The organism is Streptomyces sp. NPDC091972 (assembly GCF_044756385.1).
Lineage (GTDB): Bacteria > Actinomycetota > Actinomycetes > Streptomycetales > Streptomycetaceae > Streptomyces.
The window spans coordinates 263,294-284,604 of sequence record NZ_JBIVSV010000010.1; the positions used below are offsets into that span (position 1 = coordinate 263,294).

Here is a 21,311-nt window from a genome sequence, read left to right on the forward strand (position 1 = left end):
ATGTCCAGATTCCCTACGCAGAGCTGGAGACATCCCAGCATGACGCAACCCACCGACATCCGGCGAGCCCCCGGCTCGCTGCCCCGCATCGTCGGCCTGTGCGCCGGCTACGGCGGTCTGGAAGCCGCCGTGCGCGCCCATATCGGCGGCCAGGTCGTCGCCTTCGCGGAGAACGACCCCTACGCCAGCGCCGTCTACACCCACCGGCACCCGGGCGTGCCCAACCTCGGGGACATCACCCGCGCCGACTGGGACTGGGTTCGTGACTTGTACGGGCCGGACGTGGTCAGTGCCGGTTTCCCCTGCCGTAACACCTCCAACGCCGGACGAAGGGATGGGATCAATGGCCAGTGGTCGCGGGTCTGGAAAAACGTCGCTGAGGCTGTGGGCCACCTTCGACCGCGTCTCGTGTTCCTGGAAAACGTGGCGGCGCTCCGCTCGCGGGGGCTGGACGTCGTCGCCCAAGACTTGGCCACGATCGGGTATGACGCGCGGTGGACATGTCTACGAGCTGGTGACGCCGAAGTCGGCGCCCCGCACGAGCGCGACCGCTGGTTCGGCCTCGCCTATCCCGCTGATGCCGACCCCGACCACGGCGGACGGCACCGGGGGCCCCGGCACGAGCCCGAAACGGCGGGGCGGGATGAACCTGCGCACGGCGGTGACCAAGCTGCCGCCCCCGCCCGCCGACTGAGGCTGCTGCCCACCCCGAAGGCGTCGGACGGACCGCACGGCGGACCCAACCAGCGCGACACCCAGGGCCGTTACTACCTGCCCGGCCAGGCGGTGCGCCTGGACGAGCGCTGGATCGCCACCGACGGCACCGACTACGGGCCCGCCATCCGCCGCTGGGAACGCGTGACCGGCCAGGCCGCGCCCTGCCCCACCGAGACCGGCACCCGAGGCAACCGCCGACTGTCGCCCGCGTTCGCCGAATGGATGATGGGCCTGCCGGCCGGCTGGGTCACCGCCGTGCCTGGCATACCCCGCAAGGAACAGCTCCGCATCATCGGCAACGGCGTCGTGCCCCAACAGGGCCGACACGCCTACGGCCTGCTCCTGCCCTCCCGTACGGCCAAGCCGGGCAACGCGTGGGGGGTGGCGGCATGAGTGAGCACCTGCGCACCGCCCTCCAGCTCGCGGCCGAGGGGCTGCCCGTGCTGCCGCTGCGCAAGGGCAAGGTGCCCTTCGCCAACTGCCCCGCGTGCCTGTACACCTCGTGCGGCGGCCGGCCGAACATGAAGACTCCCGGCCCGTGCACCTGCCCGGCTCCCTGCCACGGCTGGGCCGCCGCCACCACCGACACCAGCGTCATCGCCTCGCCGGCATGGGCGAGCGCATGGCAGAGTGCCGCAGCCGTGGCCTACCACCCCGGCGGGGCGGGCCTGACGGTCGTGGACTGCGACAACGCCGACGCCATCGCGTGGGCCCGCGCCACCCTGCCCGACACCCGGACCGTGCCCACGACCCGCGGTGAGCACTGGCTCTACGTGGGGACGATGCCGTCGGCCAACGGCGTGCGGCCCGGCGTGGACATCAAGTCCACGATGGCCTACGCCCGCTGGCTCGGGTCCGGCACCGGCACCATCACGGCGCTGCCCGACGTGGTGCGCGCGCTCACCGAGGCCAAGCCCGCGACCCCCGCTCCCGTGAGGGTTCCCGCGCCGGCCGGGGGTGGGGAATGCCGCCACCGCACCCCCGCCTACCTGGAGCGCGGCATCGCCATGGCGGAGCAGAGCATCACCGAGGCTCGCAGCACGATTCACCACACGGTCTACCGAACGTTCCTGGCGGTGCTCTCCACGCATGGCCGGTGCGGCTGCCTCACCGCAGATCACATCGCCCGCCTTTTCACCGCCGCTCAGGCCAAGGGCGAAACGGTCCGGCACTGCACGGACGCGTGGACCAACGCCCGCACGCGGTTGGGGCTTTGAGCATGGACAACGAGGACGACAAGAACCCGGCCCGGAAGGTCATCGCGGACTACGCGCAGGAGCGCTTTCGCTACTTCCGCACCGCGGACGGCACCGTCTACGCACAGCGCAAGGGCCACCCCGTGGCCCGCCCGATCCGATCCCAGGGCACCACCGGAAGCCACCGCCAAGAACTCATGGTCGGCCTGTTCAGGGACGGACTCGGCACGTTCAACGGCACCGCGATGAAGGAGGCACTCGACTTGATCGAAGCACTCGCCCTCACCGAGCAGGTCCAGCCCGTCCACATCCGCGTCGCCCCTGGCTTCGACGGGGCCACCTGGTTGGACCTGGGGCGCAACGACGGCCAGTCCGTGCGCATCCACCCCACCGGTTGGGACATCGCCGTTCCCGACCCGGCAGAGGTGTGCTGGCGGCGCACTCAGCTCACCGGGGAACTGCCGCTGCCGGCCAAGGACACCAACGGCAAGGGCATCGACGCACTGTTCAGGCTGTGCAACTTCGCCAACGCGGAGACGGAGTGCCTGGCCATGGCGTGGCTGGTCGGCTGCCTGGAACCCTCCGTGCCCGTCCCCGCCCCGTTCCTGACCGGACCGCAGGGTGCGGGCAAGTCGACCGGTGGGCGGATGCTGATTCGGCTCATCGAGGGCATGACGGGGGACCTGCGCCGGGCTCCGAAGGACGAGGACAACCTGATCGCGGCCGTGGCCGCGGGATGGGTCACCGCGCTGGACAACCTCTCCCACATGACCCCGGACCTGTCGGATGCGATGTGCTGCATCGTCACCGGAGCCGAGTCCGTGAAACGGGCCCTGTTCACCGACGGGGATGTCTTTCGCGCCCGCTACCGCCGGCCCCTGCTGCTGACCGGCATCGACGTGGGCGTCATCCGCCCCGACCTGGCCGAACGCCTCCTGCCCTTGCGGCTGGAACGCCCGAAGGTGCGGCGCACCGAAGCGGAGCTGTGGGCGGAGTACGCGGAAGCCTTGCCCGTGATGCTCGGCTCCCTGCTGGATTTGACGGTCAAGGTGCGTGCGGCCACCGCGGAGACGCCGACCGACCTGCGGATGGCGGACTTCGCCCACCTGTGCGCGCAGCTCGACCAGGCCATGGGCCTCGGGGCGCTGGCGGCCTACCGGGCTGGGCTGGACGACCTCAACGACGACGTCATCGAGGGCGACCTGCTCGCGCAGACCGTGCTCCAGTACGCGGCCGGCATGCAGCCCGGGGCGCAGGAGCGGATGACGTCCGCGGAGTGGCTGCACCTGCTCACCCGGCTCTACAGCGGCGAGGACTGCCGCCCGCTGCCCAAGGGGTGGCCGACCACCGGCAAGGTCCTCTCCGACCGGCTCAAGCGCCTTCAGCCCACCCTCGCCGCCCGCGGCCTGATCGTGGACTGGGGACGCACCAAAACGGCCCGCTACATCGAGCTCACCGAACCCGCGCCAGCACCCGAACCGCAACAGGAGGCCGCGTTCTGACCACGAGGTCACCGCACAACAGCAAGAAGAGCACCCGGGCCGACGCGGCGATGGGTGCTCCTCTTGCCGTTCGGTGCGCAGCACCGCCCCAAGGACGCGCCGCGCAGCGGCCCCTTCTTCACGCGCTGAGCCGCGCACAACAACAGACACCACCCCCTCTCTTTCCTAAGTAGGGGAACGCTGCGTCACCTGCGTCACCCGCGCCGGAAAACGGCCACTGACCAGCAGAGAAGGCGGTGACGCAGAGCCGATCCGTCTGCGTCATCGTGCGTCACCTGCGTCACCCCCCGGTGACGCAGGTGACGCGGCGGTGACGCAACCCCACCGTGCTACGTCACCGATAACCGCAGGTCAGCGGCCTGAATGACGCAGGTGACGCGGTGACGCAGAAATCCGAACTTCGGACACACGCAGGCTCCCTCCTGCCCTCGCCTCACGGCACCAGCACCCACTTGTCCCGGAGCACCCCCGAGCGACCCCGAGGAGATACGCCCCGATGAGTACCGCCCTCGCCCCCGCCGATCAGTTGCTCTACACCCCCGAGGAGGCCGCCACGGTCCTCCGCTTCGGCCGCTCAACCGTCTACGAGCTGATGGCCGAAGGCGCCCTGAAGTACGTCAAGCGAGGCCGCTCCCGCCGCATCCGCCGGAGCGACCTTGAGGCATTCGTGAACAGCCTCGAACCGATGCCCAACTGACCCACACGCACCCTGAGGCGGCCTCGGACCACAGGTTCGGGGCCGCCTCTCGCATGGAGGAGCACATGAGCCCCCGCAACGCGAACATGGAGTCGTCCATCTACGAGGGCAACGACGGCTGGTGGCACGGCCGCGTGACCATGGGCGTCAAGGACGACGGCAGCCCCGACCGCCGCCACCGCCGCGCCCGCACGGAAGCCGAAGTGAAGCGCAAGGTCCGCGAGTTGGAGGCGCTGCGCGACAAGGGGCGCGCACCCAAGGCCGGCCGCAAGCCGACCGTGGAGGGGTGGATGACCACCTACCTGACCGATATCGCGAGCCTGAAGCTGAAACCGCGCTCCTTGGACGACTACTGGTCCAAAACTAGGAACGACATCATCCCCGGTATCGGCAAGCACCGAATCGACAAGCTTCAGCCGGAACACCTTGAGCGGATGTACCGCGCGATGCTCGATGAGGGTCACGCCTCCTCCCACGTCCTCAAGGTGCACCGCATCCTCTCCCGCGCCCTGAAAATTGCTCACCGTCGTCGGCTCATCGTCGAGAACGTGGCCACTCTCGTGGACCCGCCCACAGTGGATGAGACCGAGGCGAACCCGTTCACGACGGACGAGGCAAAGGCATTCCTGAAGGCCGCCGCCAAGCGCCCCACCTTCATGCGGTGGTGCATCGGCGTCGGCATGGGCTTCCGACAGGGCGAGACGCTGGGCCTGCGGTGGCCGTACGTCGACCTCGACAACGAGCTGTTCCACCCACAGTGGCAGCTTCAGCGGCTCACGTGGCGCCATGGCTGCCAGGACCCCCACGCCTGCGGCGGGCGCCTCCACCGCTTCGATCCGTGCCCGCCGGACTGCACGACGCACAAGAACTACAAGCGCGGGTGCCCCAAACCGTGCCCGAAGGACTGCACAAAACACGCGAGCGTCTGCCCGGATCGCAAGGGCGGGGGCCTGGTCTTCACCCGCCCCAAGACCAAGAAGAGCAGGAACGCCGTGCCCATCCCGCCGCCGTTCATCCCCTACCTGCGCGAGCACAAGGCGCAGCAGGAGGAAGCACGCGCCGCGGCCGGCGATGAGTGGCAGGAACACAAGCTGGTCTTCACGCGCCCGGACGGCCGCCCCCTCGACCCCCGCCAGGACTGGAAGGAATTCAAGGAACTGCTGGAAGAGGCAGGGATCGACGACCGCCGCCTCTACGACGGCAGCCGCCACACAGCCGGCACGATCCTGAACGAACTCGGGGTGGACATGCCCACGATCATGGAGATCCTCCGGCACACCCAGATCAGCCAGACCCGCCGGTACGTCAAGGGCAGATCCCACCTCTCGAAGGACGCGATGCGCCGCATGGGAGACGCCTTCATGCCCGGCCAGAAACGCCCGACTGAGACCAGGACTGAGACCACGGACAGCCGCGCAGCCCGCGCCCGCCGCCGTCGCCGCATCCGCTGAACGAAAAAGCCCAGCTCAGACAAGGTCTGAGCTGGGCTTCACCGGAGCCCCCTGTCGGATTCGAACCGACGACCTACGCATTACAAGTGCGTTGCTCTGGCCATCTGAGCTAAGGAGGCGTGCCCCGCTTCCGCGGACGTGTGCCCGAGCAGTGTACCCAGCTCGCCGAGGGGGCCTGTCGAAAATTTCCGCGAAGTTCACAGTCCGCCAGGTACTGACATACGGGTGAACGCCAGGTACCGTCCTGAGCCAGTCCACCTGCGTGGACTGGACCACCACCTTCCTACAACGGATCGTCCGGCACGTTCCTGCCGGTAGAAGGGGGCCTCTGAGCCATGGCCACTGTTTCGTTCGACAAGGCGACCCGGATCTACCCGGGTTCCACGAAGCCCGCCGTCGACGGTCTCGACATCCACATCGAGGACGGCGAGTTCCTCGTCCTGGTCGGCCCGTCCGGCTGCGGCAAGTCCACCTCGCTCCGCATGCTGGCGGGGCTCGAGGACGTCAACGGCGGCGCCATCCGCATCGGTGACCGCGACGTCACGCACCTGCCGCCGAAGGACCGGGACATCGCCATGGTGTTCCAGAACTACGCGCTCTACCCGCACATGACCGTCGCCGACAACATGGGCTTCGCGCTCAAGATCGCCGGTGTCAACAAGACGGAGATCCGGCAGAAGGTCGAGGAGGCCGCGAAGATCCTCGACCTCACCGAGTACCTGGACCGCAAGCCGAAGGCCCTCTCCGGCGGTCAGCGCCAGCGTGTCGCGATGGGCCGCGCCATCGTGCGTGAGCCCCAGGTCTTCCTCATGGACGAGCCGCTGTCCAACCTGGACGCCAAGCTCCGTGTGTCCACGCGTACCCAGATCGCCTCGCTCCAGCGCCGTCTCGGCATCACCACCGTCTACGTCACCCACGACCAGGTCGAGGCCATGACGATGGGCGACCGCGTGGCCGTGCTCAAGGACGGTCTGCTCCAGCAGGTCGACTCCCCGCGCAACATGTACGACCGCCCGGCGAACCTCTTCGTCGCCGGCTTCATCGGCTCCCCGGCGATGAACCTCGTCGAGGTCCCGATCACCGACGGCGGCGTGAAGTTCGGCAACAGCGTGGTGCCCGTCAACCGCGAGGCCCTCAAGGCCGCCTCCGACAAGGGTGACACCACCGTCACCGTCGGTGTCCGCCCCGAGCACTTCGACGTCGTCGAGCACAACGGCGCCGCCGCCTCCGCCCTCAGCAAGGACACCGAGGACGCCCCGGCCGGTCTCGCGGTCTCCGTGAACGTGGTCGAGGAGCTCGGCGCCGACGGCTACGTCTACGGCTCCGCCAAGGTCGGCGACGAGCTGAAGGACCTGGTCGTCCGTGTCAGCGGCCGCGCGGTCCCGGAGAAGGGCGCCACGCTGCACGTCGTGCCGCGCCCGGGCGAGACCCACGTGTTCTCGACCTCCACGGGCGAGCGCCTGTCCGACTGAGTCCGGACCGGGACGAACAGCAGCGATTCACCCAGGCTGACGAGAAGGGCCCCGCAGAGCGTCTGCGGGGCCCTTTCCGCGTCTGGAGGGTGTCGTCGGATACCCCGGCACACCGGTCATTTCGAGCAGTGTGCGTCAACGCCCTACCCAAAAAACGGCACCGTCTCATCCCCCGAACCGGTGACTAAATGTCGCCAAATCATTACCGCACGCTACCCTCACACGCGTGAAGCACTCCACTTACCAACAGACGCGACGCGGCCGGGGCCCCGCCCGCCGTATCGGCCGCTCCCTCGCCCTTGTCCTGCCCGTCGTCCTGGTGCTCTCCGGGACCCTCGCGGTCACCCGAGTCAACTGGTCGGGGGATCCCTCGAGCTCCTCGGTGCTCACCGCCTCGGACGCGACGCTCTCGGACAGCAAGCCGCGCAGCGTGCGCCTCGCCCCGCAGGACGCCCTGCGCGACCAGCTCCTGACCGAGCTCCAGGAGAAGAACCCGGGCATCGCCCTCACGCACCTCCAGGAGGCCGTGAACGAGCGCCCCTCGCTCGCCGAGCACTGCGTCTCCATCGCGAAGGCCCTGGGCCGCGCCGCGGTCCGGGTGTACGGCCCCACGCGCGCGCAGTCGTACGCCCGCCCCGTCTGCGACACCTCCTTCGCGACGGGTGTGGCGGCGGCACACGGCTGACCCCCGCGAGAGGGGAGACCGGCCGAGGTCGGGGAAGGGGCGCGCCGTACAGTTTCGGGCATGACCGATCCGAACGCCGCGTCCCGTCCGACCCAGGCCGTGATCCTGGCCGGCGGCCAGGGATCCCGGCTGCGCCCCTACACCGACGACCGGCCCAAGCCGATGGTCGAGATCCCCGGCACGGGAACTCCGATCATCGGCCATCAGCTTGTCTGGCTCGCCGAGGAAGGCGTGACGGACGTGGTGGTCAGCTGCGGGCATCTCGCCGAGGTGCTCCAGGACTGGCTGCGGACGGCCGACCTCCCGGTGCGCGTCCGGACCGTCATCGAGACCGAGCCGCTCGGCCGGGGCGGCGGGCTGAAGTACGCGGCGGCGCATCTGCCGCACCCGGACCGGGCCTGGTACGCGACCAACGGTGACATCTGGACCCGGTTCTCGCTGCGCGACATGGCGGACTTCCACACCGAGCGCGACGCGATCGCGACGCTCGCGCTGGCGCGGCCGAGGATCCCGTGGGGTGCCGTGCAGACCGACGGGTTCGGGCACGTCACGGACTTCATGGAGGCGCCCCCGTCGACGTTCGAGATCAACGCCGGGGTGTACGTCTTCTCGCCCGCGTTCGCCGAACTGCTGCCGGAGCGGGGGGACCACGAGCGAACCACGTTCCCCACGCTGGCGCGCGAGCTGCGGCTCGCCGGGTTCCCGATTCCGCAGGGGGCCTACTGGCGGGCCATCGACACCGCGAAGGACCTGACGGAGGCGGCGAAGGAGCTGGCGGCCCTCGGCCGCTAGCGGCGTACGCGGCAGCCCACCACGGCATACGCCGAGAAGGTCCCGCACCCCCACGGGTGCGGGACCTTCTCGTGGGCCCGTGTCTCTCAGCCGGTGGGGTTGCCCAGTACGTCGCCCACCGGCCCGCCTACCCCAACAGGCCGCCCACCAGGCCCGGTTCGCCGGAGGACGAGCCCCCGGTGCCGGAGCCGCCTGTCGAACCGCCGGAGGTGCTCGTGCCCCCGGTGGGGCCGGCGGTGGTGCTGGGGGCCTGCTGGGCCGGGGAGGACTGCTGGGGCGAGGTCCGGCCCGTGGTGCCCTGGGTCTGGCTGGGTGAGCCGCCGGTGGCCGTACCGGTGTCGCGGGTGGCGCCGGGGGCCGCGGAGGCGCCGGCGGACGGGCCGCGGGTGGCGCCCTGGCTGGGCCGGGTGGACGCCGACGGGCTCTTCTTGCGGGCCTTGGCGGAGTCCTGCGGGAGCGGGGAGCCCGGCAGTTCGTTGCGCGGTGCCTCGCCGGGACCGGGGACGATGACCCGGTCGGCGTCCCGGACGGCACTGCCGAGGACGGAGCCGATCAGCAGGGTGAGGCCGGCGACGATGGCCGTGACGAGGGCGCCGCGGCGCAGCACGTAGCGGCGCAGTTCCCAGATGTCGGAGCGGGGTCCGAGGCGGCGCCAGGCGCTGCCCGCGAGGCGTCCGTCGACGGAGTAGACGGGGGCGCCGGCGATGATCAGCGGGGACCAGGCGGCCAGGTAGATGATGTCGGGGGTGTCGTAGGCGGGAACGCTCTTCCAGCTCACGGTGAGGAGGAGCGCGGCGGACAGTCCGGCGCCGATGACCGCGGCGACGCGCTGCCAGCAGCCCAGGACCGTGAGGACGCCCACGATGACCTGGAGGAAGGCGATGACGAGGCCGGAGCCGACGGGGTGCTGGAGGGCGAACTGGCGCAGCGGCTCGGCCACTTCCCACGGGTGCAGGGTGTTGAGCCACTTGACCATGGAGCCGCGCTTGCCGCCGTCGAAGTAGACGGGGTCGCAGAGCTTGCCCATGCCGGCGTAGATGGAGATGAAGCCGAGGAAGATCCGGAGCGGGAGGAGGACGACGCCGAGGTTCATCCGGCGGCCGGGGTAGTACGCGTGCCGCGCGGCTTCGTCGCCCTGCCGCTTGGTGGCGCGGTCGGCGCGGGCCTCGTCGAAGCCGTCGTCGAACTCCTCGCCGTCGTAGGCGGGTTCGTCGTACGCGCTGCCCACGGTGCGCATGTGGGGCAGGAGTCGGGTGCCGTCGCCGTCGGGCGTGCGCTGGGCGCCGACGACCGGGGTCTCCATGGTCTGGGCCAACTCGTCGCCGTAGTCGGCCTGGTAGCCGTGGTCGACGTCGATACGGGGGATGACCTGGGTGGCTCCGGCGTCGGCGGCGGGCGGCTCGGCATGGCCGACGCTGCCGCCCCGCACGGCCTGCAACAGGCGGTGGGCGCCGGTGTCGTCGGGCGCGGACCTGCCGCTCCACACGACGGGCCGACGGCGCCCCGCGGCGCCGACGGCCGGCATCCGGGCGGTGTCCTCGGCGTCGATCAGGTGCCGTGCGATCCGCGGGGACTGGGCGCGTCTCGTCGACGCGCCCAACTGCACGCGGAAGCTCGCATGATTGACGATGATCTGCGCCGGATCGCTCGGCACCTTCACCATGCTCAGCGCGGGAGCGTCGTCGAAGCCCGACGGGCCGTCCCCCGTGGGTGTGCGGGGTGTTCTGGTGTCCACACTCATCTAACCGAGTGACGTGTGGTTAGGACACTGCTTTGACTCGCCGGATCTGTCCGGACCCCGTCAAGCTTGCCCCGTACGCCAGGAATACCCCATGTGGGGGACGATGCCGAACAGTCGTTCAGCCCCGTCGGCGGGCCGCCTCGTACAGCACGATCCCCGCCGCCACACCGGCGTTCAGCGACTCGGCGCCGCCCGGCATCGGGATCCGCACCCGGAAGTCGCAGGTCTCGCCGACCAGGCGGGACAGGCCCTTGCCCTCGCTGCCGACGACGATGGCGACCGGACCGCCGAGGGCCTCCAGATCGCTGATCTCGTGCTCGCCGTCGGCGGCGAGGCCGACGACCACGATGCCCTGCTTCTTGTACGCCTCCAGGGCGCGCGTCAGGTTGGTGGCGCGGGCGACCGGGGTGCGGGCGGCCGTGCCGGCGGACGTCTTCCAGGCACCGGCGGTCATGCCGGCCGCACGCCGCTCCGGCACGAGGACGCCGTGGCCGCCGAACGCGGAGACCGAGCGGACGACCGCGCCGAGGTTGCGCGGGTCGGTCACGCCGTCGAGGGCGACGATCAGCGGGTCCTCGCCGTCGTCGTAGGCGGCGTTGGCGAGGTCCTCGGGGTGGGCGTACTCGTACGGCGGGACCTGGAGGACCAGTCCCTGGTGGTTGAGCCCGTTGGTCATCCGGTCCAGCTCGGGGCGGGGCGCCTCCATGAGGTGGACGCCGCCCCGGTCGGCGACGAGCTGGAGCGCCTCGCGGACCCGCTCGTCGTTGTCGATGAACTGCTGGACGTAGAGCGTCACCGCGGGCACGCCCTCGCGCAGCGCCTCCACGACGGGGTTGCGCCCGACGACCATCTCCGAGGTGCCCTTGCCGCCCCGGCCGCGCGGCGCCGGACGGCGCACCGCCTGCTTCGCCTTGGCGTTGGCGATCCGGTTCTTCTTGTGGCCCTTGCGCATCTCGGCGGGCGGGGTCGGCCCCCGGCCCTCCAGGCCCTTGCGCCGCTGGCCGCCACTGCCGACCTGCGCGCCCTTCTTGCCGGACATGCGGCGGTTGTTGGCTGCCATGACCTACCTGTTCTGCGTGGGTGTCCACGTCGGTGAGTTGTTCGTACGTCTATGCAGTGTGCCGCCCGGAGGGCCGGGCGGCACAATCGATCAAGGAAAGGGGCTAGCGAGGACCCAGCGTCCAGCGCGGTCCCTGCGGACCGTCCTCGATGGTCAGGCCCGACTGGCCGAGCTGGTCGCGGATGGCGTCCGCGGTGGCCCAGTCCTTGCGGCCGCGGGCCGCCTCCCGCTGGTCGAGGACCAGGCGGACGAGGCTGTCGACCACGCCGTGCAGGTCCTCGCCCCGGTCGGACTCGCCGGCCCAGTGCGCGTCGAGCGGGTCCAGGCCGAGGACGCCGAGCATGGCGCGCACCTCGGCGAGGCGGGCGACGGCCGCCTCCTTGTCGTCGGCCGCGAGCGCGCTGTTGCCCTGCCGGACGGTGGTGTGCACGACGGCGAGCGCCTGCGGGACGCCCAGGTCGTCGTCCATCGCCTCGGCGAAGGCGGGCGGCACCTCGGCGGAGGGCTCGACGGGGCCGGCCTTTTCCACGACCCGCTGCACGAAGCCCTCGATCCGGGCGAACGCCGACTCGGCCTCGCGCAGGGCGTCCTGGCTGTACTCGATCATCGAGCGGTAGTGGGGCGTGCCCAGGTAGTACCTGAGCACGATCGGCCGCCACTCCTTGACCATCTCGGAGACGAGCACCGAATTGCCCAGCGACTTGGACATCTTGTCGCCGGCCATGGTCACCCAGGCGTTGTGCACCCAGTACTGCGCGAAGTCGTCGCCGTAGGCCTTGGCCTGGGCGATCTCGTTCTCGTGGTGCGGGAAGATCAGGTCGAGGCCGCCGCCGTGGATGTCGAAGGCGGAGCCCAGGTACTTGTGGGCCATCGCCGAGCACTCCAGGTGCCAGCCCGGGCGGCCGGGACCCCACGGCGTCGACCAGGTCGGCTCGCCCGGCTTGGCCGACTTCCACATGGCGAAGTCCCGCGGGTCCCGCTTGCCGGTCTCCCCCTCGCCGGACGGCTGGAGCAGGTTGTCCAGCTCCTGCCGCGACAGCTCCAGGTAGCCCGGGAAGGAGCGCACGTCGAAGTAGACGTTGCCCTCGGACTCGTAGGCGTGGCCGCGCTCGATGAGGCCCTGCATCATCTCGACCATCTCGGTCACGTGCCCGGTGGCACGCGGCTCGTAGGTGGGCGGGAGGCAGCCGAGGGCGTCGTAGCCGTCGTTGAACGCGCGCTCGTTCTCGTAGCCGATCGACCACCAGGGGCGGTTCTGCTCGGACGCCTTGGCGATGATCTTGTCGTCGATGTCGGTGACGTTGCGGATGAACGTGACGTCGTAGCCGCGGTACTCGAACCAGCGGCGCATGATGTCGAAGTTCAGGCCGGAGCGGATGTGCCCGATGTGCGGGGCCGCCTGCACGGTGGCGCCACACAGGTAGATCGAGACACAGCCCGCGGTGAGCGGGACGAAGTCACGGATCTGCCGGGCGCTGGTGTCGTACAGGCGAATAGTCACGGGACCTAGCGTAGTGGGCCGAAGGGGGTGCGTGGGAGCAGTCCTCCCGTCACCCCTGCCGCACCACCAGGGCCGTGGCCACCGCCATCAGGCCCTCGCCGCGCCCGGGGAAGCCGAGGCCGTCGGTGGTGGCCCCGGACACCGACACCGGGGCTCCGGCCGCCTCCGAGAGGATCTTCTGCGCCTCGTCCCTGCGCTTGCCGATCTTCGGGCGCGGACCCACCACCTGTACGGCGATGTTGCCGATCCGGAAGCCCGCCTCTCGCACGATCCGGGCCGCCTCCGTCAACAGGGTGACGCCGGAGGCACCCGACCACTCGGGGCGGCCGGTGCCGAAGTGCTGACCGAGGTCGCCGAGCCCGGCCGCGGAGAAGAGGGCGTTGCACGCGGCGTGGGCGACGACGTCCGCGTTGGAGTGGCCGGCCAGTCCGGTGCCCTCGCCCTCCCACTTCAGGCCCGCGCACCACAGCTCGCGGCCCTCCTCGAAGGCGTGGATGTCGGTGCCGATGCCGACCTGCGGCAGCAGCACGGGCTGCTCAGAAGCCATCGTTGAGCCTCCTGCGGGCCAGGACCGCCTCGGCGAGGACCAGGTCCAGCGGGCGGGTCACCTTGAACGCCTCCTCGTGACCGGGCACGACCACGACGGTGAGGCCGAGCTGCTCGACCATGCTCGCGTCGTCGGTGACGTCCTCGGTGACCGTCTCGTGGGCGCGGATCAGGGTCGCCCGGTCGAAGCCCTGCGGGGTCTGCACGGCCCGCAGGCGCGCGCGGACCGGGGTCGCCACCACCGGCTCCGGCTCGCCGGGGGCGGTCGCCGGCTCGACCTCCTTCACGGTGTCCGCGAGGGGCAGCGCCGGGACGACGGCGGGCGCGCCGTCGCGCACGGCCTCGATGACCGCGTCGACGGTGTCGACCGGGACGAGCGGGCGGGCCGCGTCGTGGACCAGCACGATGCCGAAGTCGGACGGCAGGGCGTCCAGGCCGAGCCTGACCGATTCCTGACGGGAGTCGCCGCCGGGGACGACGAGGAAGTCCGTCCGCTCGGGCAGCGCGTGCGCGTCGAGCAGGGACTTGACCTCACCGGCGCCGTCGGGCGGGGCCACGACGACGACCAGGGAGACGGCCCGGGACGCGGCCATCGCGCGGACCGCGTGGATCAGCATGGGGGTGCCGTTCAGCGCTCGGAGCGCTTTGGGGGCGCCCGGACCGAGGCGTACGCCCCTTCCGGCGGCCGGAATCACCACCGCGGTGCGGGCCTCAGCACGGGCTTCCGCGGGCGAAGGGCGCGAAACGTCAGACATCGGTTCCTGTCAGGTTTGTGTGCTCGGCCAACGTGGGTACGGAGACAGCGTGCCGGGCGCGACGCCTTGACCGGACCCTTCCGTGACCCCGGTCGAGCCTGCTGCCCGGGCCCGGCACGCCAAGTATCGGGGGATCTTCCTCCGAGAGGAACAGGCGCACGGCACTCCGGGATCTCGGGGCGGTCCTGGTCCGGCATCCGGAGACAGACATGCCGCAGCGCCCGGCGACAGCTTTCGCGTCATCGGGCACCGCGGCATTTCAGTGCGGCAATTCGGATTCTTCAGTGTGTGCTGAGCTGAGCGGGCGAGGTGCCTGCACAGGGACGCTCAGGACGCGAGAACCTCGTCGAGCAGCGCCTCGGCCTTGTCCTCGTTCGTGTTCTCCGCGAGGGCGAGTTCGCTCACCAGGATCTGCCGAGCCTTGGCGAGCATGCGCTTCTCACCTGCGGAGAGTCCGCGCTCGCGCTCACGACGCCACAGGTCGCGCACGACTTCCGCGACCTTGATGACATCGCCGGAGGCGAGCTTCTCCAGGTTTGCCTTGTAACGACGGGACCAGTTCGTGGGCTCCTCGGCGTACGGCGCGCGCAGCACCTCGAAGACCCGGTCCAGCCCGTCCTGACCGACCACATCACGCACGCCGACGAACTCCGCATTGTCCGCTGGCACACGTACCGTCAGGTCACCCTGGGCGACCTTCAGCACCAAGTAGGTCTTGTCCACGCCTTTGATCTGGCGAGTTTCGATGGCCTCGATCAGCGCGGCCCCGTGATGGGGATAGACCACGGTGTCGCCAACCTTGAACGTCATGTGACAGGTACCCCTTCCGTGGCTATCCAGGGTAACACGGAAACCGCGGGTTCTGAATGGCGTTTTCGCAGGTCAGGGCATATCTCGGGGCTTGACAACAGCAACAGGAACGTGCTGCGGAGGCCGAGCGGAAGCAGGAATTCGCAGGTCGGAGCGGCTCTCCGGGCGAGGTGAAACGCGTACGTTACACGCATCCGGAGGGCACTCCGGGCGGGCTAACGTCCCCAAATGTCCGGTTCCAAGTGTGCGACTTCCGCTACTCCGTTCGGTGTCCGGTGTCACTTCCCCGCCGATTCCGGAATTGATCACGCACGGCCGGCGGATCACGTGGTGATCAATTCCGGGGACGGTCGCGCATTCCTTCACGGAAGATTTGCCTCTGGATGCCGAGCCTGTTATCCGAATGCCCGACGAGCGCCGGAGTGCGGGATGCAAGTGACGCCCGGGTCATCTGTGAACGGAGTGACACGCCCCTTGGGGAGGGTCGGGTGCGGCCGCACGGGAACGGCTCGGTAACCTAAGGCCGCTGACAGACACTTAGCGCGGCTTTACGGGCCGCCCCGCTCAAGTCAAGGAGTTGCCGCCGCCGTGAGCAGCAGCCTTCGACGCGGCGCCCTCGCCGCCTCCGCCATCGCGTTCTCGTTCGCCGCGCTCTCCGCGTGCGCGGCCGGCAACAACGCCCAGACCCTGGAGGTCAAGCCGGACAACGCGGAGATCCGCGTGGGCGACATCAAGCTCCAGAACGTCGTGGTGATCACCCAGGCGACCCCCGAGGCCTCCGGCGAGACCGAGGGCCCGGCCGTCGTCTCCGCCACCGTCTTCAACTCCGGCGACAAGCCCCAGACGCTGGACTCCGTGAGCATCGACGGCGGCGGCAGCGCCGAGCTCACGCCCGCCAAGGGCAAGGGCAAGGTGACCGTCCCGGCCCACAGCTCCATCGTCCTCGGCGGCAAGGGGAACGCCGCCGCCACGGTGAGCGAGCTCGGCGAGAGCGTCAAGAACGGCAACGCGCAGAAGGTCACCTTCACCTTCAGCACGACCGGTGACGTGAGCCTGCGCGCCTTCGTGGTCCCGGCCGACACCTACTACACCAAGTGGGGCCCGAGCGCCGCCCCGTCGGCGTCGGCGACCTCGCCGAAGCCGACCGGCTCCGCGACCCCCTCCGGTTCGGCCACGCCGAGCGGCTCCGCCACGCCGACCGACGCCGCGTCCGCGAGCGCGACGGCCACCGAGTCGGCCGCGAGCCACTGACCGGCTGCTTCCACGACAGGAAGGGCGGGACCTCCGAGGAGGTCCCGCCCTTCCTGTCGTGGAGCGCTGCTGTCTACGGCTCGAACTTGTAGCCGAGGCCGCGGACCGTCACCAGGTACCTCGGCGCGCCCGGGTCCGGCTCGATCTTGGCGCGCAGGCGCTTGACGTGGACGTCGAGGGTCTTGGTGTCGCCCACGTAGTCGGCGCCCCAGACGCGGTCGATGAGCTGCATGCGGGTCAGGACGCGGCCGGCGTTGCGCAGCAGCATCTCCAGCAGGTCGAACTCCTTGAGGGGCAGGTCGACCTTGGAGCCGGAGACCGTGACCACGTGCCGGTCCACGTCCATGCGGACCGGACCGGCCTCCAGGGCGGCCGGGGTGACCTCCTCGGGCTCGCCGCGGCGGCGCAGTACGGCGCGGATACGGGCGACCAGCTCGCGCGAGGAGAACGGCTTGGTGACATAGTCGTCGGCTCCTATCTCCAGGCCCACGACCTTGTCGATCTCGCTGTCCTTGGCGGTCACCATGATGACGGGGACGTTGGAGCGGCCGCGGAGCTGGCGGCAGACCTCCGTGCCGGGCAGGCCCGGCAGCATCAGGTCGAGGAGGACGAGGTCGGCGCCGTTGCGCTCGAACTCGTCGAGTCCGTCGGGGCCCGTGGTCGCCACCGCGACCTCGAAGCCCTCCTTGCGGAGCATGTACGAAAGGGCGTCGGAGAAGGACTCCTCGTCCTCGACGACGAGCACTCGGGTCACGGAAGGACCTCCGGGGCGGGAAGCGGGTCGTAAGAAACCGACTCGGGGGTGGAATGCCCGTCCTCGTCGTCGAGGTCGGGGTGCTGGAGCGCGCGGTCGCGGGCCGCGCCCGCCTCCGGCAGCCTGAGGGTGAACGTGGAGCCCTGTCCCTCCGAGCTCCACACCGTGACCTCCCCGCCGTGCGAGGCGGCCACGTGCTTGACGATCGCGAGACCGAGGCCCGTGCCGCCGGTCTGGCGGGAGCGGGCCGGGTCGACGCGGTAGAAGCGCTCGAAGATGCGCTCCTTGTCCTTGTCGGAGATGCCGATGCCCTGGTCGGTGACGGCGACCTCGATCAGGTCGCCGCCCGGCGCGGACACCCGGCGGGCGGCGATGCCGACGCGGGTGCGGGCGGGCGAGTAGTTGACGGCGTTCTCGACGAGGTTGCCGAGGGCGGCGGCGAGCTGGCCGCGGTTGCCCCACACCTTGAGCTCGGCCGCGCCGGCCGCGGCCATGGTGATCTGCTTGGTGCCGGCCTGGTGCCGGCAGCGGTCGATGGCCTCGGCGACCAGCTCGTCCACGCGGACCGGCTCGGCGTCCTCCAGCGGGTCGTCGTTCTGCACCCGGGAGAGGTCGATGAGCTCCTGGACCAGGCTGGTCAGCCGGGTCGCCTCGATCTGCATGCGGCCGGCGAAGCGCTCCACGGCCTCCGGGTCCTCCGAGGCGTCCATGACGGCCTCGGACAGGAGGGAGAGCGCGCCGACGGGGGTCTTCAGTTCATGGCTGACGTTCGCGACGAAGTCACGTCGTACCGCTTCGATCCGCCGGGCCTCGGTGAGGTCCTCCACGAGGAGCAGCACCAGCCGGGACCCGAGCGGCGCGACCCGCGCGGAGACCGCGAGCGCCTCCCCGCGTCCGGTCCCCCGCCTGGGCAGGTCCAGCTCGACCTGGCGTATCTCCCCGTCCCTCCTGGTGTCCCGGGCCATCTGGAGCATCGGCTCCACCGAGAGCTTGCCGCCGCGGACCAGCCCGAGGGCGTACGCGGCGGAGCTCGCCTTGACGACGGCGTCGGCCTCGTCGAGGACGACGGCCGAGGAGCGGAGCACGGAGAGGACGGTGTCCACGCCCGGCGGAAGCACCGGGTCGGTGTGCAGGGAGGTGCGGGTGGGGCGTTTCTGCTCCCGCTCGCTCCAGCGGAACGCCAGCATGGCGATGACACCGGTGAGCACACCGGCGATCGCTGCCGCTGCGGCGACCGCCGCGTTCACGTCCATGCCTCCAGGTTAGGCATGGGTTCCGTCCTGGCCACAGCCGTCCGAGTGCGAGCTCGAACACTCGTCGCCCAGAGTTCACCTTGGAGCCAGTGGGGGTTCATTTGGGAGGGCGGAAACGGACGCGTAGGCGCCCGAACGTGGGAGCGTGGGGTACGCAGCACCGGTTTCACGGCCGGTTCCGGACCCTGGAGCCCACAGGAACGACGTACGAGAGGGAACCGACAATGCGGGACGCGTACCACGAGGAACTTGATTCGATCGGCGACGGTCTGGTGGAGATGGCCCGCCTGGTCGGCTCGGCGATCGGACGCGCCACGACGGCCATCCTCGACTCCGACCTGAAGCTCGCCGAGAGCGTCATCGAGGCCGACCAGAAGGTGGACGACCTCCAGCACGACCTGGAGGCCCGGGCGATAGCACTGCTGGCACGGCAGCAGCCGGTGGCGACGGACCTCCGTATCGTCGTCACCTCGCTGCGCATGTCGGCCGACCTGGAGCGCTCCGGCGACCTCGCCCAGCACGTGGCGAAGCTGGCCCGGCTGCGCTTCCCCGAGAAGGCGATCCCCCACGACCTGCACGCGACCATCCTGGAGATGGGCCAGCTCGCGCAGCGCCTGATGGCCAAGGCGGCGGAGGTCATCATCACCAAGGACGTCGACCTGGCGCTCCAGCTGGAGCAGGACGACGACGAGATGGACCTGCTGCACCGCACGCTCTTCCAGCACCTGCTGGACGACAAGTGGAAGCACGGCATCGAGACGGCGGTGGACGTCACGCTCCTCGGCCGCTACTACGAGCGGTTCGCCGACCACGCGGTGTCGGTGGCCAAGCGGGTGGTGTACCTGGTGACGGGTGAGCACGCGGACGAGCTCCAGCAGGAGATCCAGCCGGTGACGGGCGTCGAGGGGGCCTGAACCGGCGCCTTCGGATCCGTCCGGGGCGGGTGCGAGCCCCAGTGCGCCGTTGATGCGCCCAGGGGGGCGGGCATGCAATGGGCACAGGGCCCGGTCCGACAGCCGGGGCCCGATCCGACGGTCGGTCCGGCAGTCGGCACGTTCTGGCTCTCGCCTCGAGGAGGGACCCATGGCCGAATCCCCCAGCACTCCCCAGCCAGACCCCACGCAGGAACGCCCGACCGAGCAGCCCGCCGCGATCAGGACCCTGACGGTCATCGGCGCGTGCGGCTGCGGCTCGGGGTGCGGATGCGGGTGCCAGTCGGGCAACCCGTGCCAGTGCGGCTGACGCCGGCACGACTGGATCGCGTACGACATCGAGGGGCCCCGGGATCACCCGGGGCCCCTCGTCGTCCCGGCTCGACCGGGCGGGCGGGGAGGGGGAGCATGGGACAGAGGTGACCGTGCGGCTCGGGGAAGACAGGAGGGTGGAGGCCATGGCGCGGTTCATGGACGTACACCGTGGGATGCAGGGCATCACGGCCGACGAGTTGATGGAGGCCCACCGGGCCGACCTCGCCATAGAGAAGGAAGAGGGCGTGCACTTCGAGCGCGCCTGGGCGGACCCGGAGTCCGGCGTCGTGTACTGCCTCTCGGAGGCCCCGTCCCCGGAGGCGGTCCAGCGGATCCACGAACGGGCGGGTCACAAGGCGGACGAGATCCACGCGGTGCCGTTGTCGGTGTGACGGAAACAGGGGGAGCCGCGCGGCATGGACATCGAGCTGACCTACCGCAGGGGCCTGCTGCGCAGCATCGGTGGTGTGGACGTCACGTACGGTCCGCGGGAGTGGCTGGACGGCACACCGCGTGCCCTGGGTTCGTGGCCGCTCGAGTACCAGCGGTTCAGCACGAGCCTGCGGTCCGTGGCCGGTATCGAGATCACCTACCGCAGATGGTCGGCCCTGCCGCTCACCGTCGGCCGGTGGAGTTGTGAGCACAGCAGGTTCAGCGGCCGCCTGCTGCGCCTGGGCCCCTACGAACTCAGCCACGACAGAGGCGGCAGCCGGGTCCGGACCGTGGGTCCGCTCGAGATCTCCTACGACCGCCTCGGCAGCCGCCCCGTCCACGCCCACCTCCCCGGCGCGGACGAACTGTCCCCCGACCTCCTCCTGGCCCTGTTCCTCACCCTGTTCTGGCAACAGCAGTCCTGGGAGGCCCAGCAGCGCAGCCGCTAGCTGTATTGACCTGGAGCGTTGTTGACGCGGCTGATCGGTGGGTGGCCGCCGAGTGCGGTGTGGCAGCGGTGGTGGTTGTAGGTGTGCAGGAAGTCTGTCAGGGCTTCGGTGCGTTCGTCGTTGCTGGTGTAGGGCCGTTGGTAGGCCCAGGGACGGCCCAGCCGTGGATTACATGAACGGCGTCAGCCGACGGAGGCAGCCCGCCACTGTGCGGTGATGCACCCCTCTTCCATGTCCCACCACTCCTTGGCGACGCCGTGGTTGAGCAACTGTTGCACCTTGGTGAGATCTGCGGTGGGTGGAATGTCCAGGGCGACCATGCCGAACCGCTCTATGCCCTCACCATCGACGCCGAGTTCCTTGAACGCGTTGATCACGCTCTGCCGCGCGGCTCCCGAGCCGCTGTCACGCAACACGATGAGGCGGATGGTGCAGTTCTCAGAGCGCCGAACCACCTCGCCGGCCCATCGCACGCCCTCCTCGTCAGGCTCGGTGGCCACGATGTCCCCGCAAGCAATGCATCGCACGAACCAGGGGATGTTGTCGAGCCGTGCGGTGCCGTCGCCCTGGTCGACCGCCCACAGGCTCTCCACCGACGCCGGGGGCCAGTCGTCCTCAACCTCAAGCCGGAACTGCACTTTCACGTACGGGCCCTCGGGGTTCGTCATGGTGCCCAGCATGCACAGTCCTGCCGCACCGGCCGAGGGTGGGTGATCGAAGACGTCTGCTCAGCATTGGACATGAGTCGTCTGCGCCTCTGCCGACGACAGTCGGCCACGTTGGCGGGTGCGCCGACCAACCAAACGCGCGTATGCCTCGCTGCACCTCCACCGGTCTCCGACACGCTGCCGGTGCCGTCAACCAGAGCAGGCCGGGAGGCGGCCACCCCGTATGGCGGTGCCTGAGCCCTTGGCTTGGGAAGCTTGGGTCTTCTACGGGCGGGTCTCGGCTGACCTGCGACGGAGAGGCTACGGAAGCTGACTGGTCGGCAACCTGGTCC

The 21,311-nt window shown here is 70.2% G+C and carries 21 protein-coding genes, 1 tRNA gene and 1 pseudogene; 12 read left to right on the plus strand and 11 right to left on the minus strand.

Features of this window, described 5'->3' with window-relative positions:
- The first annotated feature begins 39 nt into the window (after nucleotides 1-39).
- The 5 genes from ACIQJT_RS28300 to ACIQJT_RS28320 all read left to right on the plus strand — a co-directional run bounded on the left by ACIQJT_RS28300 (nucleotide 40) and on the right by ACIQJT_RS28320 (nucleotide 5,563).
- Nucleotides 40-1,110: a DNA cytosine methyltransferase gene (locus tag ACIQJT_RS28300; protein ID WP_402648173.1), complete on the plus strand. Its 1,071-nt coding sequence runs from the start codon at nucleotides 40-42 to the stop codon at nucleotides 1,108-1,110.
- On the plus strand, nucleotides 1,107-1,934 hold the full coding sequence (locus ACIQJT_RS28305) for a bifunctional DNA primase/polymerase (protein ID WP_402648176.1): 828 nt from the start codon (nucleotides 1,107-1,109) through the stop codon (nucleotides 1,932-1,934). Before ACIQJT_RS28300 ends, ACIQJT_RS28305 begins: the two co-directional genes overlap by 4 nt.
- Nucleotides 1,935-1,936: 2 nt before the next feature.
- Complete coding sequence (locus ACIQJT_RS28310; protein WP_402648178.1) at nucleotides 1,937-3,415, plus strand: ATP-binding protein; 1,479 nt, start codon at nucleotides 1,937-1,939, stop codon at nucleotides 3,413-3,415.
- A 496-nt stretch (nucleotides 3,416-3,911) separates the two neighbouring features.
- Nucleotides 3,912-4,112 (plus strand): helix-turn-helix domain-containing protein, encoded by a 201-nt coding sequence (locus ACIQJT_RS28315; protein ID WP_280895332.1) that lies wholly within the window; start codon nucleotides 3,912-3,914, stop codon nucleotides 4,110-4,112.
- Nucleotides 4,113-4,177: 65 nt separating this feature from the next.
- The gene (locus ACIQJT_RS28320) at nucleotides 4,178-5,563 is read left to right on the plus strand and encodes a tyrosine-type recombinase/integrase (protein WP_402648181.1); all 1,386 of its coding nucleotides are present in this window, start codon (nucleotides 4,178-4,180) and stop codon (nucleotides 5,561-5,563) included.
- Nucleotides 5,564-5,608: 45 nt separating this feature from the next.
- Here the strand turns inward: ACIQJT_RS28320 and ACIQJT_RS28325 are convergent.
- Nucleotides 5,609-5,682, minus strand: a tRNA-Thr gene (locus ACIQJT_RS28325).
- A 216-nt stretch (nucleotides 5,683-5,898) separates the two neighbouring features.
- Here ACIQJT_RS28325 and ACIQJT_RS28330 point away from each other — a divergent pair.
- The 3 genes from ACIQJT_RS28330 (at nucleotide 5,899) to ACIQJT_RS28340 (ending at nucleotide 8,512) form a co-directional block, all read left to right on the plus strand.
- On the plus strand, nucleotides 5,899-7,035 hold the full coding sequence (locus tag ACIQJT_RS28330) for an ABC transporter ATP-binding protein (protein ID WP_053851297.1): 1,137 nt from the start codon (nucleotides 5,899-5,901) through the stop codon (nucleotides 7,033-7,035).
- Between the two features lie 226 nt (nucleotides 7,036-7,261).
- Complete coding sequence (locus ACIQJT_RS28335; RefSeq protein WP_365452363.1) at nucleotides 7,262-7,720, plus strand: hypothetical protein; 459 nt, start codon at nucleotides 7,262-7,264, stop codon at nucleotides 7,718-7,720.
- A 60-nt stretch (nucleotides 7,721-7,780) separates the two neighbouring features.
- A complete protein-coding gene (locus ACIQJT_RS28340; protein WP_365452365.1) occupies nucleotides 7,781-8,512 on the plus strand; it encodes a nucleotidyltransferase family protein in 732 nt (243 codons plus the stop codon).
- Nucleotides 8,513-8,639: 127 nt separating this feature from the next.
- Here ACIQJT_RS28340 and ACIQJT_RS28345 read toward each other — a convergent pair whose 3' ends face one another.
- The 6 genes from ACIQJT_RS28345 to ACIQJT_RS28370 all read right to left on the minus strand — a co-directional run bounded on the left by ACIQJT_RS28345 (nucleotide 8,640) and on the right by ACIQJT_RS28370 (nucleotide 14,925).
- Nucleotides 8,640-10,253 carry a DoxX family protein gene (locus ACIQJT_RS28345; RefSeq protein ID WP_402648185.1) on the minus strand — a complete coding sequence of 538 codons (1,614 nt, stop codon included), beginning with the start codon at nucleotides 10,251-10,253 and terminating at the stop codon, nucleotides 8,640-8,642.
- A 118-nt stretch (nucleotides 10,254-10,371) separates the two neighbouring features.
- Nucleotides 10,372-11,313: a 23S rRNA (guanosine(2251)-2'-O)-methyltransferase RlmB gene (rlmB, locus tag ACIQJT_RS28350; RefSeq protein ID WP_402648187.1), complete on the minus strand. Its 942-nt coding sequence runs from the start codon at nucleotides 11,311-11,313 to the stop codon at nucleotides 10,372-10,374.
- 103 nt (nucleotides 11,314-11,416) lie between these two features.
- Nucleotides 11,417-12,814, minus strand: a complete 1,398-nt coding sequence (gene cysS / locus ACIQJT_RS28355; RefSeq protein WP_365452370.1) for a cysteine--tRNA ligase — start codon at nucleotides 12,812-12,814, stop codon at nucleotides 11,417-11,419.
- Nucleotides 12,815-12,863: 49 nt separating this feature from the next.
- On the minus strand, nucleotides 12,864-13,361 hold the full coding sequence (gene ispF / locus ACIQJT_RS28360; protein ID WP_402648190.1) for a 2-C-methyl-D-erythritol 2,4-cyclodiphosphate synthase: 498 nt from the start codon (nucleotides 13,359-13,361) through the stop codon (nucleotides 12,864-12,866).
- On the minus strand, nucleotides 13,351-14,115 hold the full coding sequence (ispD, locus tag ACIQJT_RS28365; protein WP_053851304.1) for a 2-C-methyl-D-erythritol 4-phosphate cytidylyltransferase: 765 nt from the start codon (nucleotides 14,113-14,115) through the stop codon (nucleotides 13,351-13,353). The genes ispF and ispD overlap by 11 nt, the downstream gene beginning before the upstream one ends.
- A 327-nt stretch (nucleotides 14,116-14,442) precedes the next feature.
- Nucleotides 14,443-14,925 (minus strand): CarD family transcriptional regulator, encoded by a 483-nt coding sequence (locus ACIQJT_RS28370; RefSeq protein WP_003953493.1) that lies wholly within the window; start codon nucleotides 14,923-14,925, stop codon nucleotides 14,443-14,445.
- Nucleotides 14,926-15,513: 588 nt separating this feature from the next.
- Here ACIQJT_RS28370 and ACIQJT_RS28375 point away from each other — a divergent pair.
- Nucleotides 15,514-16,176, plus strand: coding sequence for a copper chaperone PCu(A)C (locus tag ACIQJT_RS28375; protein WP_053851305.1), 663 nt, complete (start codon nucleotides 15,514-15,516; stop codon nucleotides 16,174-16,176).
- Between the two features lie 73 nt (nucleotides 16,177-16,249).
- Here ACIQJT_RS28375 and ACIQJT_RS28380 read toward each other — a convergent pair whose 3' ends face one another.
- Both ACIQJT_RS28380 and ACIQJT_RS28385 read right to left on the minus strand, forming a co-directional pair.
- On the minus strand, nucleotides 16,250-16,930 hold the full coding sequence (locus ACIQJT_RS28380) for a response regulator transcription factor (protein ID WP_015659563.1): 681 nt from the start codon (nucleotides 16,928-16,930) through the stop codon (nucleotides 16,250-16,252).
- Nucleotides 16,927-18,183 (minus strand): cell wall metabolism sensor histidine kinase WalK, encoded by a 1,257-nt coding sequence (locus ACIQJT_RS28385; protein ID WP_053851306.1) that lies wholly within the window; start codon nucleotides 18,181-18,183, stop codon nucleotides 16,927-16,929. The genes ACIQJT_RS28380 and ACIQJT_RS28385 overlap by 4 nt, the downstream gene beginning before the upstream one ends.
- 224 nt (nucleotides 18,184-18,407) lie before the next feature.
- On the opposite strand from ACIQJT_RS28385, the gene phoU reads away from it, so the two are divergent.
- The 3 genes from phoU to ACIQJT_RS28400 all read left to right on the plus strand — a co-directional run bounded on the left by phoU (nucleotide 18,408) and on the right by ACIQJT_RS28400 (nucleotide 20,311).
- Nucleotides 18,408-19,097: a phosphate signaling complex protein PhoU gene (gene phoU, locus ACIQJT_RS28390; protein WP_053851307.1), complete on the plus strand. Its 690-nt coding sequence runs from the start codon at nucleotides 18,408-18,410 to the stop codon at nucleotides 19,095-19,097.
- Between the two features lie 476 nt (nucleotides 19,098-19,573).
- On the plus strand, nucleotides 19,574-19,822 hold the full coding sequence (locus tag ACIQJT_RS28395; protein WP_365452374.1) for an SCO4226 family nickel-binding protein: 249 nt from the start codon (nucleotides 19,574-19,576) through the stop codon (nucleotides 19,820-19,822).
- 24 nt (nucleotides 19,823-19,846) lie between these two features.
- Nucleotides 19,847-20,311 carry a hypothetical protein gene (locus ACIQJT_RS28400; RefSeq protein ID WP_365452376.1) on the plus strand — a complete coding sequence of 155 codons (465 nt, stop codon included), beginning with the start codon at nucleotides 19,847-19,849 and terminating at the stop codon, nucleotides 20,309-20,311.
- Here ACIQJT_RS28400 and ACIQJT_RS28405 read toward each other — a convergent pair.
- Nucleotides 20,308-20,475, minus strand: a pseudogene (locus ACIQJT_RS28405) (integrase core domain-containing protein); the annotation flags it as partial. The gene ACIQJT_RS28400 and the pseudogene ACIQJT_RS28405 overlap by 4 nt on opposite strands.
- A gap of 18 nt (nucleotides 20,476-20,493) precedes the next feature.
- Entirely contained in the window at nucleotides 20,494-20,979 is a 486-nt protein-coding gene (locus ACIQJT_RS28410; RefSeq protein ID WP_402648196.1) for a DUF4265 domain-containing protein, read from the minus strand.
- Nucleotides 20,980-21,311 lie beyond the last annotated feature (332 nt).